Genomic DNA, 13249 nt, shown 5'->3' with positions numbered 1-13249 from the left:
CCATGACCTACGAATTGCGCCGCCGCTTCTGGGCCGCCGCTCTCATCCTCGCGTTCTTCGTCCTTTGGGAAATCCTCTGTATCGCCTTGCAGGTGTCCGATCTCGTCGTGCCTCGTCCAAGCCAGGTCTTCCAGACGCTGGTCGAGCGCTTTCCGATCCTCGTGCCACATATAATACAGACACTCTGGACGACGATGGTTGGCTTTGTCCTCGGAGTGGCGGTCGGCGTTGCCATTGGGGCTGCAATCGGCGTGTCGCGCGTGGCTTACGATACGGCTTACCCTTTGTTGATCGGTTTTTCGTCGATCCCCAAGGTAGCGGTTGTGCCAATCTTCGTTCTGTGGTTCGGCTCCGGCTCCGTGCCGGCAATTCTCACTGCGCTCGCCATGTGCTTCTTCCCGATCGTCGTCAACATCGCTACCGGCCTTGCAACGACAGAGCCGGAGCTGGAGGACGTGCTTAAATCGCTGGGCGCAAGCAAGCTCGACATCCTCTGGAATGTCGGACTGCCGCGCACGATGCCCTTCTTTTTCGCCTCGCTGAAGATCGCCGTCACCTTCGCCTTCGTCGGCTCTGTCCTGTCGGAAACCGTGGCCTCCAACCGCGGGATCGGCAATGTCATGATGTCGGCTTCGTCCAATTTCGATGTGCCGCTGGTCTTTGCTGGCCTTTTCATCCTCGCCCTTCTGGGTGTGCTTCTCTACGTCGCCTTCTCCCTTATCGAGGCACGCGTCACGGGCTGGGCCGCCCGCGGCCAGGATTTCACTGCCGCCTGAACATCTACTCAAAACAAATGGAGCCAGACATGCTGAAGAAACTGATCTCGACTCTTGCACTTAGCCTTTGCCTCGGCGGTGTCGCCCGGGCTGACACGGATATCAAGTTCACCCTCGGCTGGAAGACGCAAGGCTCGGACGCCCCCTTCCTGCTCGCCTTGCAGAAGGGCTACTTCAAGGACGAGGGCCTCAATGTCACCATCGATCAGGGCGAGGGTTCGGCGGCAACGGTCACGCGTATCATGTCGGGCGTCTACGATGCCGGCTTCGGCGATATCAATGCCATCATCCAGAATGCCGCCACACGGCCGAACGACGTGCCCGTCATGGTCTACCAGCTTTGGAGCAAGCCGCCCTTCGCCATCGTCAGCAAGAAGGAAACCAACATCACCAAGCCGGCCGATCTGGAAGGCAAGAAGCTGGGCGGTGCGCAGGGCACACCTACAACTCGCCTCGTCAACGTGCTGGGTACGATCAACAAGGTTGACATGACCAAGGTCGCGATCGAGAACATGGGTCCCAACCTGCAGGAGCCGATGCTCATCAAGGGCGATATCGACGGCGCCCTCGTGTTCAACATCACCAGCTGGTTCAACCTCATCAATAATCGCCAGGACCCGGCAAAGGACTATAACTGGCTGTCCTTCGGCGATTATGGCCTTGATCTCTACGCCAACGGCATGATGGTGTCGCAGAAACTCGTCAGGGAAAACCCGAAAGCGGTGGAGGGACTGGTACGCGCGGTGAACAAGGCCACCAGGGAAATCGCCGAAAATTCCAGGGCAGGCATAGAGGCCGTGTTGGCCTACGACAATCTTGCCAAGGAAGAACTCGAACTTGCGCGCATGAAATTCTCCTACGAGAACCTGATCATCTCGCCGGAAGTCGAAAGGCTCGGCCTCGGCGACGTTGATGACGCTCGTCTTGCGCGTTCGATCGATATCGTGGCCGAAGGCTATCAGCTGCCTTCCAAGCCAAAGCCCGAACAGGTATTCACCCGCCAGTTCCTGCCGTCCCTGGACGACCGCCAGCTCGCCTACAAGATCGACTGAGCGAGCCACGATGTGCATCCCTGGCCGGAAGTTTCCGGCCAGTCCGTCAAGAGAGGAAATATCATGTCGCTACCTGTGCCGGAAGCTGCCCTGCCGGGAATGGTCACCAGTCCACATCCCCTGGCTAGCGAAGCCGGCGCAGCGGTACTAAGACGTGGCGGCAATGCTACCGAGGCGGCCGTTGCGATCGCTGCGGCACTTGCGGTGGTGATGCCGCATTTTTGCGGTCTGGGCGGCGATGCCGTATGGCTGGTCGCCGACAAGCAGGGCCTCTGCCGGTCCTTTCTGGGAATAGGTCAGGCCGCGGCGGTCCTTCCCGACTATCAGACGGCAATCCCGCTGCGCGGCCCCTCTTCCATGATAACGACCGCCTGCGCGGTAGATAGCTGGGGTCATGCCCTGGCGTTTGGACAGCAGCATTGGCAAGGCCGCGAGCAGCTTTCCGATCTTCTGATGCCCGCAATAGCTTTTGCGGAAAGCGGATACCAGCCGGGCAACACACAAGATTTCTGGCTTGAATTCAGACGCCCCGAAATAGCCCAATGGCCGGGTTTCGCAGCCGCGTTTGATCATCCAGCAAGCATGGGCATTTTCACGCAACGTCCGCTCGCTCGAACCCTTCGGCACATCGCCGAGCATGGCTATCGGTCGTTTTATGAGGGAGAGTTGGCGCGCCGCCTTGGAGAGGCGATGGCTTCGCTGGGCTCGCCGATCACTGCTGTCGACTTGCAGCTCACCCGCACCCGCGATGCGGAACCCGTGTCGCAGGACTATCGCGGCGTAACGCTTTTCGCCCCGCCCCCGCCGACGCAAGGGGTTTCCACACTTGCAATCCTTGGCATTCTGTCCCGGCTGGATTTGGCGTCACTACCGCCATCAAGCACAGCGCGTTACCATCTTTTGGTTGAAGCCGTGAAACAGGCGTTCCTCGATCGCGAGCACATCGCCGACGCGGATTTCGCCGACGGCCACTCTCCCGGCTTTCTTGACCCAACCCGGCTTGAGAAGAAAGCTCAGGCCATCGACCACGAGCGGGCGCTCGAATGGCCTCATGCTTACCAGCATGGTGACACGGTCTTCTTCGCGGCAACCGACGAGCAGGGGCGCTGTGCAAGCGTGCTTCAGAGCACATATTTCGACTGGGGCAGCGGCGTGGTCGTTGGCGACACCGGCGTCATCTGGCAGAACCGCGGCGCGGCGTTTTCGGTTGCAAGCGGCCATCCGAACGCCATAAAGCCTGGAAAGCGGCCCTTCTATACCCTCAACCCGGGCATCGCGTTCAAGGATGGATCCCCCTATTTGCTTTACGGAACGCAAGGGGCAGATGGCCAGCCGCAAACATTGTCGCTGGTGCTCACAGGCCTGCTCGACTACGGCATGACGCCCGAACAGGCTTTGGCACAACCTCGTTTTCTGCTTGGCAAGACATTTTCCGACGTGCATCACAGCCTGAAAGTCGAGCAGTCGCCTGACGCGAACATTATCGGGGGACTGACTGCGCTTGGGCATGACGTCTTGCCACTGCCGGCACTGTCGCCGATTTTCGGACAGGCGGGCGTCATCTGCATCCAGGATCAAGAAACGATTCTTGGATCCCACGATCCACGTGGTGAAGGCGTTGCCATGTGTGTTTCCACCGATCGAAAATCAGCAACGTGGTTTCCGTGATCAAGCAGCAGCTCTCATGGCGTCCTCCTTGGTCTCAAAGAGTATCGAATGGTTTTCCTGCCCTCGGCGCGATTTTCGTGAAGAGCAAATCCTGATCTTGCCACTGTTCTTCGAAACTCGTGATTGAGCGGGCGCTCATTTCGGGCTCGAGCGCACCCAGTTCTACCGCCGTATCCGTCGATATCGAGCGGAGTGTTCACTGCGTTGCTCCAAAGCAGGTCTGTAGCATCTGGCCATTGCTTTCGCGTCCACGCGCAAAGGCCGCGCGGAGCGCGTTTCGCCGTCGAAACCGTCGCGTTCAGACCGCGCTGGCTATACGGGACAAGACGACGCTCCTCGGCGGTTTTTGCACGCCGGACGAGTTGGTCAATCCAATTCAAAACAGTTTATGCCACTCCTTGCATTACTGGTGGACGGATATCGTGTATTTCTGGGGAAAGTCGGTGAAGGAGGGAATAATGCGGGTCAAAGCAGCTGTGTTGCAGAGGATGAATGTGTCTCCTCCTTACCGCGAAAGCAGGCCTCTTGCGATTGAGGAAATCGAACTTTCGCAGCCCGGCCTCGGCGAAGTCCTCGTTCGCATCCGCGCCGCCGGCCTTTGTCACTCCGATCTTTCCGTCATCAACGGTGACAGGCCCCGGCCAATGCCGATGGCGCTGGGGCACGAGGCAGCCGGCGTTGTCGAGGCCCTTGGGGATGGGGTCCGGGACCTCGAACCGGGTGATCACGTCGTAATGGTCTTCATGCCGAGCTGCGGGCATTGTCTGCCTTGTGCGGAAGGTCGGCCAGCGCTTTGCGAACCGGGTGCTGCGGCCAACGCAGCAGGAACACTTGTCGGCGGCGCGATGAGGCTGAATTATCGCGGTCAAGCCGTCCATCATCATCTCGGGGTATCCGCTTTTGCCGAATATGCCGTCGTTTCGCGCAATTCACTTATCAAGATCGACCGCGACCTGCCATTTGTGGAAGCCGCGCTTTTCGGCTGCGCGGTTCTGACAGGCGTGGGCGCAGTCGTGAATACGGCTGAGATAAAGGCCGGCTCAACCGCCGTCGTCATCGGGCTGGGTGGCGTTGGTCTTGCCGCGGTGCTGGGAGCCCGGGCGGCTGGCGCCAGCAAGATCGTCGCCGTCGATCTTTCAGAGGAAAAGCTGGCGCTTGCTGGTGAACTTGGTGCGACAGCAGTGGTGAACGGACGCGATGAAGATGCCGTCGAACAGGTTCGACAGCTTACCTCCGGCGGCGCTGACTATGCATTCGAGATGGCCGGTTCCATTCCCGCTCTCGAAAATGCCTTCAGGATGACCAAACGCGGCGGCACGACCGTGACCGCAGGCCTGCCGCCGCCGTCCGCGACCCTGCCGGTGAACATCGTGCAACTGGTTGCCGAGGAGAGGACACTCAAAGGCAGCTACATCGGCACCTGTGTGCCCGTCCGCGATATTCCGCGGTTCATCGCGCTTTACCGTGATGGGCGGCTGCCGGTGAACCGTTTGCTCAGTGCAAGGCTCAAGCTCGAGGATATCAACGAAGGTTTCGACCGCCTGCATGACGGAAGCGCCGTACGCCAGGTCATCGAGTTCTAGGAGCTGCGACGGGATGCCACTGCCACCGAGATCGCTTCGGAAACCCGGGCGACAAGCCCGGATCCGCTAATTTGAAGACACGCCATCCGATGATCCTGACAGCCCGCATCGCAGAGCACGATCTCATGCCCTTCGATCTGCTTCGTCAGCAATATTTCCCGCAGGACCGGAATTTCCTGCGGGCGCATCTGACGATGTTTTACCGCCTGCCGGGCGAATATGTTGATGTAATTGGCGAGAGCCTTCGATCCATTGCGAAAGGTACCAGCGTGATTTCGGCCCAAGTCAGCGGTGTCCGTCACCTCGGTGCTGGCGTCGCGTTCACGATCGAAAGCGCGACGCTGAGCTCGGTTCGTGGTGCCCTGCGGAGCGATTTCGTCCAATGGCTTGGCTCTCAAGACATGCAGGCGTGGCGACCGCACATCACGGTTCAAAACAAGGCTTCGCGAGCGAAGGCGAACGAGCTTTATCGCACGCTTGCAGATGGCTTCTCGCCCCACGACATCACGATTGTAGGGCTTGACCTGTGGAGATATCTCGGTGGCCCCTGGGAAAGGGAGGCCACCGTGCCGTTCACCGATTGATACGCTGCGGCGAAGATTCCGATTGTCTCAAACCATAAAGGGCGGACGTTTCAGGCTGCCGCGATCAGACGCGTTGCCGGCCGGGTGGCGGAAAGCTGAGGGCCGAGCGCGAGACGTGCCGCCTCATAGGCGTGCCATAGCTCGACATCCCTGAGCGCGGGAATGGTGCTGGTTTCCCCCTGATCGAGCCCGGCCAACGCGGCATCGACCATATCCTCGGCCTGCATGACGATCTCGTTGGGAAGATGTTCGACCGGCAGGCCTCCGATTGCCCAGAAGTCGGTCCGGGTGGCACCGGGCAGGACGGCCTGCGCCCGGATGCCACGGTCCGCGAGTTCGTGATTGAGCGATGTGGTAAACGCCTGCACAAAAGCCTTGGTACCACCGTAAACGCCGTTGAGCAGTTCTGGCGCAACCGCAACGATCGAAGCGATATTGATCACCGTGCCGCCGCCGCGCGCCACCAGGCCTGGCACTGCCGCGTATGTCAGGCGCATCAAAGCGGTCACGTTGAGCCGGACCATGGCTTCCATGCGATCGACATCGCTTTCCAGCAGCGTCGTGTGGGTGCCGATACCGGCGTTGTTGACCAGCGCCGTGATGTTGGCGTCTTCACGCAGCACTTTTTCAACGCGGGCAAGATCGGCCGTATCGCCCAGATCGGCGGCAAGCACTTTAACCACACGATCCGTCTTGTTCGATATCTCAGAGGCGAGCGACTGCAGCTTGTCCCCGTTTCGGGCTACAAGGATCAGGTCATAACCGCGCGCGGCTAGACGGTCAGCGTAGATCGCGCCGATGCCGGTTGAGGCGCCGGTGATAAGTGCAGTTCCCTTTGTGGTCATTGGTCTGTTCCTTGTTCGGGGGAAAGCGCCATCGCTTTCGACACGGACGTTATGGACCAGATGACATTTGTCCGATATGACGTATAAACTACGTTTTTAAGACACAGGATAGGAGGAACGGGTGCCTCATATTTCCATGGTGCTGACGCCGGGTTTCCAGTTTCTCGCGCTGGGCGTCCAAGCTGCTTTCGAGTTGGCCAATGTGTTGAGGGATGAAGCCTATTATACGCTCTCGATCACCTCGGTCGAAGGTGGCCCTGTCATGTCGTCCAGCGGTTTTTCCGTACCGACCACAAAACTCGATGAGGTGGGACAGGTGGATACACTGCTTCTTCTGGCAGGCCTCCTTCCGCCTCCGCAGCAGGATGAACCAACGCTTGCCACCTTGCGCGCAATGGCCAGGGCATCGCGGCGGGTCGCAGGGCTCTGCACCGGATCGTTTCTGCTTGGGCAAATGGGATTTCTCGACGGACGGCGCGCAACCACCCACTGGTCCTATGCGCAGGAGATGCGCAGGTCCTTCCCAAAGGTGCGCGTTGAAGACGATCGCATCTTCATCAACGAGGGACCGGTCTGGACATCGGCCGGCCTGACCGCCGGCCTGGATCTCGCAGTGGCACTGATCGAAAAAGATCTGGGACGCGATGTGGCAGGCGCGATAGCCCGAAGACTTGTAATGCATCATCGCCGTGCCGGCGGTCAGTCGCAACATTCTGAATTGCTTCAACTTGCACCCAGCAGTGACCGCATCCAGAAGACGCTGATCCATGCGAAGACACATCTTGCCAACCCTTTGACCGTCGAGGAACTGGCTGAGGTCGCGGCACTCTCGCCCCGCCAGTTCAGCCGTGCGTTTCATGCCGAAACCGGCCAGACACCCGCCAAGGCCGTGGAGCAAATCCGCCTTGAGGCAGCTCGCCTGATGATCGAGGAGACCCGGCACCCGATGGATCAGATCGCGCGCGAAAGTGGCTTCGTCGATCTTCGGCGCATGCGCGATGCCTTCATGCGGCAGTATGGACAACCGCCGCAAACCATCAGGCGGCTTGCAAGGACCGCCTGATTAGATAGTCTGAAGAGAGATAAGTGCCCTTTCCCCCCGGGTGAAACCCCGGACGCTTTAGAGCCGAGTTCAATAACCGGTCATTTCCAGGTAGCCTCGTCCCGAGGCCGTTCCCGTAAATTCGACTGGTCCCTCCCAGTAAGGGGTCGAGGTCGCCATCCATGCCTGCTCGTTCAGCGCCGTCGTTTTGATGTCGAGACCCCGGCTTGGAATCTTCAGGTTCCATTCCACCGGAACCGCCTTGCCGTTCACCGTTGCGGTCCGCAAGGGCGAAATCTGTATCTCCCGGGGATCGACCGGCGAGGTCGTGCCATCGGCCGAAATCCAGTTGGCAGACGTATAACCTCCCTCGTCATCTCTCAGCCTGAACGCCATCATCTTTTCGCCGGATGCGAGGTGGAGGGAAAACCAGTCCCATCCCGTCTGATTGGAAGCGAGGGGCTGGGATGACCACTCACGATCGAGCCAGGCTTTGCCTGTCACCTGCAGGAGCCGGCCCTCAAGAACGACGTTGCCGCTGACCTCGTAGAAGGGCTGGGAATAATAATAGCTGGCCTGCCCGGCGGCTGATTTGACCGAAAAGCCCCTGTCCCCCTGAAGAACCAACGGGCCGTTTGCCTGAAGTTTGAGCTGATAATGGAAACCTTTGCCGTTGGCGTTCAAGTCAATTTTATCGAGAGGGTCGGCATGTCCGGTCACTGCCGTCTTCATCTCCCAATTATCTATCCACGCCTTAAAAGGAGCGACCCCGACACCCCCCTGTCCAATGCCGCCGCGCGCCAGTCTTTCGGCAACATAATGGCGGCTGGCGGTTGTCACGGCGGCGTGGCCCAGCCAGATCTGCGGATCCGCCCATCCTGCCCGCTCGCCGGGCTGGAGCGCCGAACGAAAAAGCGTCCATTGAGCCCCTAGCTGCTCACCGTCGGCGGTCTGGAGATTTGCGGTGACGTACCACCATTCGATCCTGAAGTCCGGATGCGGCCCATGCTCCCGTGGAAAAACCAGCGGCACCCCTCGTCGTGGAACGCTGAAGCCTTCCGCATTTGACCCCAGTCCGGCGAAACCCTGCGCTACCGATGCCGCCGGCGCGAGAAGACAACAGACGAAAAAAAGACGAATGATGGGCCTAGCGTTCATTGGCAAATATCCTGAGAAGGTCCGTGGGTGTCGTTTTCGCCAATCGCCGGACCGGGATCAAAACCGACATGATGGCGGCCACGAGGGCGACAAGGCCCAGTTTCAGCCATTCCATCGGGAAGAGGATCATCGGCAGCCGCCATCCGAACGCTTCCACATTGATGATCACGAGGAGAACCCAGGCCAAAACAAGCCCGACGGGAATGGCGGCCACGAAAGTTATGAACCACAAAGCGAGTGTGCGGATAAACTCCAGCCACGCCAGATCACGACGGCGAAGTCCGAGCGCCCAGACCGGGGCCAGTTGCGGCAACCGGAGTGAGGCGAGCGTCAAGAGGCTTGAAAACATCGCAAAACCGGCAACGCCGAGCGTCAGGACGTTCAGGGCGCCCGTCACCGCAAAGGTCTGCTCGAAAATGGCTGCGGATTGCCGCTTAAGAGATGCCTGGTCAACGATATTGGCTTCCGGCAGGCCGAACTCGTCCATCAGGCTGCGTCGAAAATCCGCCACCTCCTCCGGCGCAAGGCGAAGGCCATATCGCAGTTTTTCGACATCCGGATAGTGCTCAACAAGAGTATCAATGCCGATAATCACCTGTCCGGACGGATTGCCGTAATCCGAAAATACGCCGACGACGGTAGCGCTCCAGCCACCTGGCAACTGGACCTTCTGGCCAGGTGAAGCCTTGCCGGTCCGCCACAACTGCTCATTGACGATTGCGCCCCGGCCGCTCGCGATTTCATCCCAGGTCGTGGGCGAGCGAAGGATCAACGGCCAATGATCCCTGTAGGTAGGATCATCGGCGACACCAAAAATCTGCACCTGTTCGCCTGAAACGTCACCACGGCTGCTCCAGATGGGCAGAACCGCGCGCGTATGTTGAGGAAACCACTGGCGTAGCTTCTCGGCTTCCGTCTCGTCTCGCGCTGTCACGTAAACCTCTGCTGCAAGTCGCTGATCGAGCCAACCCAGAAATGTCTCTCGAAAACTCGAGACCATCGTGCCGACGCCGATATTGGCCGATAGCGCAAGCAGCAATGCCATCAAAGCAAGGGAGAGCCCGGGCAATTGCTGACGCGTATCTGCAAAGAACCATCGCACCAGTATGTGTCGGGAAACGTGTTCGCCTGCCTTCATGGCAAAGGAGAGAAAAGGAGGAAGAATGAATGCCGCGCCGAGCAGCAGCGCGGCCAGAACCGCAAATCCGGATAGGAGCCCACTGCCAGTCCAGACAAGCAGGCCGGACAGCACGATCAGAAATGTGCCGATTGTTGCCTGTAGCACCAGCCCCCTGACCGATGCCATTGTCCATGCCCGGCTATGCGCCGCGGACAATATCGGCATCCGCCAGACACGCCATAGATGTTGCAGCGAGGAAAGCCACGTCCCGATCAGCGCCATGCCTAGACCAGCCAGCCACCATTCAGGCCTGATGGAAAGTGAGCCTGAAACGCTCGCCCCGTAAAGCCCACTGAGCGTCGCGGCAACCCCTGGCAGAAGTGCAGAAGCGATGACATAGCCGAGAACGACGCCAAAGGCGCCGGACAAGAGGGCAAAAAGCGTAATTTCAAAAACGAGCATCACCGTGAGTGAGCCGAGCGAGATGCCGAGCGATCTCAAGGTTCTGAAGGTGCCTCGTCTCTGCTCGAATGACAGACCGGTTGCGGAATAGGCGATAAACAGACCAACGACAAAAGCAAGGAAGCCGAATGCCGTGAGGTTGAGATGAAAACTGTCGGTGAGCCGCGCAACGTCCGATCGCCCGCCCGCTTCTCTTATTGTCAGGTCCGGTGCTGCAACCGCGATTGCCTGACGATCAACTGCTTGTGAGGGTGAAATGACGATCCGGCTGAGATCTCCTTTGCGTTCGAGGATGCGGGCGGCAGTGGAAATGTCGACAAAAGCCGCCCCGTCGGGAATATTGGCCGTCGGTCTGACGGCAAGACCCGCCGTATCCTTTAAGGCGCTGGCCGTCGCCGGTGAGACGATCATAACGCCGGGCGCGGTCATGAAGTCTATAAGGCCGGATCGGTCCGAAGGGGGAAGTACCGATCCATCCGAGGGCATCGTCAACGGGTCAATCCCGATCAGCCTGATACGCGTCGTCCCGAACCGGTGTTGACCTTCGATGACCGGAGAGACATCCAAGCCGGCCCGGCGAAGTCTGGCGTAGGTTTCCAAGGCTATCATGCCGCCGTCTTTGGCGACCAGCTGATCCAGCTGGTTTTGAGACAATAGCGAGGCCGCCCTGTCATAGCTGGCACGCGCTTCGGAATTGATGGCCTGTACGGCAGACCATAGCGCTGTCGCGAGCGCCACGCCCATGACGAGCATCAAGAATTGCAGTGGTCTGTAGCGCCAGTGCGAGAGCAGCGCACTGAAGGCGGTCGCGTTCATTGCGACACCTTTCCGCCGCTGAGGGCAATGCGCCGATCAAGTTTTGCGGCGAGCCGGCTGGAATGGGTGACGAGCAGAAGCGCGATTTTCGCTGACGTCGTCAGTCGCAGCATGATGTCGATAACGATATCTGCGGTGTTCTCGTCGAGATTGCCGGTCGGTTCGTCGGCAAGGATCAGCGGCGGCCGGGCCGCAAGCGTCCTTGCGATCGCAACCCGCTGCTGTTGCCCTCCCGAGAGCTGCTCGGGATAACGGTCGAGGAGCGCCGCAATTCCCAGGGCTTCGACCAGTGTCTTTTCCCACGTCCGATCAAAACGGCCCGCGAGCTTTGCGTGGAAAGAGACATTGGAGCCGACATCGAGGCTCGGAATCAGATTGAACTGCTGAAAAATCAAACCGACGTCATGCCGGCGAAATGTTGCGCGGTCTCTGTCGTTAAGATCGGTGATCGTACGGCCGTTCACCCTGACGGTGCCGCTGTCGGGCAGATCAAGGCCGCCAACAAGATGCAGGAGCGTGCTTTTGCCGCTGCCGGATTCTCCCGTCAATGCAAGGCTCTCTCCCGCGTCAACGCTCAGATCAACGCCATTGAGAACCGGTATCGTCCCTTCGGCGGTCTGATAGGTCTTTCTGAGGCCGGAAATTGATAGGATCATGGGAGCTTTGGTCTCTAACTGATCTTATATGATCGGATGTGGTCACAGATTTCAACCAAGCTGACCCGACGATGTTCCCTTGGCGCGAGACAGAAGCCGGCCCCGATTTTGTCTACCAATACGATGTCCACCACTTCCACGGGTATTTGGAATCAATGACCAAGTCGGATAAGCCTGTTTGCGGATGTGGTTGCGATTTGCTGCGGATCATTCGAGGTTTGAGGTGACGGACGAATTTTCTGCTGAACTTGATGACTTGCATCGCACTACCTTCGACTACTTCTGGTCCGGCAGCCATCGTGAGAGCGGACTTCCCAGGGACCGCATGGGATCAGATGGTCAGACGATCCACGAAATCACATCCATATCGGGGGTGGGGTTCGGATTTCTTGCGCTCATTGTCGGCGTTCACCGGTCCTGGATTACGCGGCAGGAGGCGATCGATCGGGCGAACCTTATGCTGCGATCTCTCGGCGCGGTGAAGCGATTTCACGGCGCTTTTCCGCATTTTGTCCACAGCTCCGGCGGAAAGACAATTCCATTTGCGAAGTTCGATGACGGCGGCGATCTCGTTGAGACTGCACTTCTGGTTCAGGCACTGATCTGCGCCCGCGAGTTCTTCGACGAGCCGACATCGACGGAAATGGATCTGCGCCGGTCGGTTACCCACATCGTGGAGGCAGTGGAGTGGAACTGGTTTACACAGGGAAAGCCCGGCCCTCTCTACTGGCATTGGAGCCCCCGCTTCGGCTGGGCGAAGAACCTGCCGATTGCGGGATGGAACGAGGCTCTGGTCACTTACGTTCTTGCGGCAGGATCGGCCGCGCATCCAATAAACCCGGTCTCCTACCACTCCGGCTGGGCGCGCGATGGCGAGATCAGAAACGGCGCGAGATATCTTGGCGTCAGGCTGCCGCTCGGCGAGCCGTATGGAGGTCCGCTCTTCCTGTCGCAATATTCATTCTGCACTCTCGATCCGCGCGGTTTGGGTGATGCCTATTGCAATGATTATCTCGAGCAGGTCCATGCCCATAGCCTCATCAACTATCGGTATTGCAGCACCCGTTATGCGCCGGAAGACGGATGGGGTCTATCGGCCTGCGACGGGCCGAAGGGGTATGCCGTCAATTCTCCAACCGATGACCATGGCATCATTACCACGACGGCTGCGCTCTCTAGCATACCGTTCCTGCCGGTTCGATCGATACGGGCGGCTGTGCGCTTTCTGCAATGGCGTGGCGGCGCACTAAGGGGTCGTTTCGGCCTGATGGATTCCTTCCAGCCGTCCACCGGCTGGGTTTCAAAAACCCATCTCGCCATCGATCAGGGGCCCGTAGTTGCTATGATGGAAAACCATCGCAGCGGCCTGATCTGGGATTTATTCATGAATGCGGCGGAGGTCAGCCGTGGCTTGATAAAGCTGGGCTTTCACACGGACAGGTACCGGGAAACAGATGATCTCCTGGCGTCGCGGTAACGGAGACCTG

At 59.2% G+C, this 13249-nt stretch carries 11 protein-coding genes; 7 read left to right on the top strand and 4 right to left on the bottom strand.

Going from position 1 to position 13249, the window contains the following annotated elements:
* Nucleotides 1-2: 2 nt before the first annotated feature.
* From K7A42_RS02345 to K7A42_RS02325, 5 genes are all read left to right on the top strand, one after another.
* A complete protein-coding gene (locus K7A42_RS02345; RefSeq protein WP_006698710.1) occupies nt 3-776 on the top strand; it encodes an ABC transporter permease in 774 nt (257 codons plus the stop codon).
* A gap of 29 nt (nt 777-805) precedes the next feature.
* Nucleotides 806-1828: an ABC transporter substrate-binding protein gene (locus K7A42_RS02340; protein ID WP_112555614.1), complete on the top strand. Its 1023-nt coding sequence runs from the start codon at nt 806-808 to the stop codon at nt 1826-1828.
* Nucleotides 1829-1927: 99 nt separating this feature from the next.
* Nucleotides 1928-3496 (top strand): gamma-glutamyltransferase family protein, encoded by a 1569-nt coding sequence (locus K7A42_RS02335; protein WP_174151638.1) that lies wholly within the window; start codon nt 1928-1930, stop codon nt 3494-3496.
* Nucleotides 3497-3954: 458 nt separating this feature from the next.
* The gene (locus tag K7A42_RS02330; RefSeq protein WP_022563521.1) at nt 3955-5079 is read left to right on the top strand and encodes a zinc-dependent alcohol dehydrogenase family protein; all 1125 of its coding nucleotides are present in this window, start codon (nt 3955-3957) and stop codon (nt 5077-5079) included.
* Nucleotides 5080-5150: 71 nt separating this feature from the next.
* Nucleotides 5151-5663, top strand: a complete 513-nt coding sequence (locus tag K7A42_RS02325; RefSeq protein ID WP_223216989.1) for a 2'-5' RNA ligase family protein — start codon at nt 5151-5153, stop codon at nt 5661-5663.
* Nucleotides 5664-5713: 50 nt separating this feature from the next.
* On the opposite strand, the gene K7A42_RS02320 is transcribed toward K7A42_RS02325, so the two are convergent.
* Nucleotides 5714-6508, bottom strand: coding sequence for an SDR family NAD(P)-dependent oxidoreductase (locus K7A42_RS02320; RefSeq protein ID WP_022563519.1), 795 nt, complete (start codon nt 6506-6508; stop codon nt 5714-5716).
* Nucleotides 6509-6629: 121 nt separating this feature from the next.
* Here K7A42_RS02320 and K7A42_RS02315 point away from each other — a divergent pair, with 121 nt between their 5' ends.
* On the top strand, nt 6630-7571 hold the full coding sequence (locus K7A42_RS02315) for a GlxA family transcriptional regulator (RefSeq protein WP_282454772.1): 942 nt from the start codon (nt 6630-6632) through the stop codon (nt 7569-7571).
* 69 nt (nt 7572-7640) lie between these two features.
* Here K7A42_RS02315 and K7A42_RS02310 read toward each other — a convergent pair whose 3' ends face one another.
* The 3 genes from K7A42_RS02310 to K7A42_RS02300 are packed head-to-tail and all read right to left on the bottom strand — an operon-like array spanning nt 7641 to nt 11762.
* On the bottom strand, nt 7641-8708 hold the full coding sequence (locus K7A42_RS02310) for a lipocalin-like domain-containing protein (protein ID WP_282454771.1): 1068 nt from the start codon (nt 8706-8708) through the stop codon (nt 7641-7643).
* Nucleotides 8698-11106: an FtsX-like permease family protein gene (locus K7A42_RS02305; protein WP_112555452.1), complete on the bottom strand. Its 2409-nt coding sequence runs from the start codon at nt 11104-11106 to the stop codon at nt 8698-8700. Before K7A42_RS02305 ends, K7A42_RS02310 begins: the two co-directional genes overlap by 11 nt.
* On the bottom strand, nt 11103-11762 hold the full coding sequence (locus K7A42_RS02300; RefSeq protein WP_034498451.1) for an ABC transporter ATP-binding protein: 660 nt from the start codon (nt 11760-11762) through the stop codon (nt 11103-11105). Before K7A42_RS02300 ends, K7A42_RS02305 begins: the two co-directional genes overlap by 4 nt.
* 325 nt (nt 11763-12087) lie before the next feature.
* On the opposite strand from K7A42_RS02300, the gene K7A42_RS02295 reads away from it, so the two are divergent.
* Nucleotides 12088-13239 carry a glucoamylase family protein gene (locus K7A42_RS02295; protein ID WP_112555612.1) on the top strand — a complete coding sequence of 384 codons (1152 nt, stop codon included), beginning with the start codon at nt 12088-12090 and terminating at the stop codon, nt 13237-13239.
* Nucleotides 13240-13249 lie beyond the last annotated feature (10 nt).

It is taken from the genome of Agrobacterium sp. InxBP2 (assembly GCF_026191755.1).
Classification (GTDB): Bacteria; Pseudomonadota; Alphaproteobacteria; order Rhizobiales; family Rhizobiaceae; genus Agrobacterium; species Agrobacterium pusense.
Note: the sequence above shows the minus strand (reverse complement) of the source record. Positions and strands in the feature narration are given on the sequence as shown.

What these genes read in the sequence shown, in the direction of transcription:
- K7A42_RS02330 (WP_022563521.1), top strand. Translation starts at nt 3,955, where the DNA reads ATGCGGGTCAAAGCAGCTGTGTTGCAGAGGATGAATGTGTCTCCTCCT.
- K7A42_RS02310 (WP_282454771.1), bottom strand. Translation starts at nt 8,708, where the DNA reads ATGAACGCTAGGCCCATCATTCGTCTTTTTTTCGTCTGTTGTCTTCTC.
- K7A42_RS02320 (WP_022563519.1), bottom strand. Translation starts at nt 6,508, where the DNA reads ATGACCACAAAGGGAACTGCACTTATCACCGGCGCCTCAACCGGCATC.
- K7A42_RS02300 (WP_034498451.1), bottom strand. Translation starts at nt 11,762, where the DNA reads ATGATCCTATCAATTTCCGGCCTCAGAAAGACCTATCAGACCGCCGAA.
- K7A42_RS02340 (WP_112555614.1), top strand. Translation starts at nt 806, where the DNA reads ATGCTGAAGAAACTGATCTCGACTCTTGCACTTAGCCTTTGCCTCGGC.
- K7A42_RS02295 (WP_112555612.1), top strand. Translation starts at nt 12,088, where the DNA reads ATGGGATCAGATGGTCAGACGATCCACGAAATCACATCCATATCGGGG.
- K7A42_RS02335 (WP_174151638.1), top strand. Translation starts at nt 1,928, where the DNA reads ATGGTCACCAGTCCACATCCCCTGGCTAGCGAAGCCGGCGCAGCGGTA.
- K7A42_RS02305 (WP_112555452.1), bottom strand. Translation starts at nt 11,106, where the DNA reads ATGAACGCGACCGCCTTCAGTGCGCTGCTCTCGCACTGGCGCTACAGA.
- K7A42_RS02345 (WP_006698710.1), top strand. Translation starts at nt 3, where the DNA reads ATGACCTACGAATTGCGCCGCCGCTTCTGGGCCGCCGCTCTCATCCTC.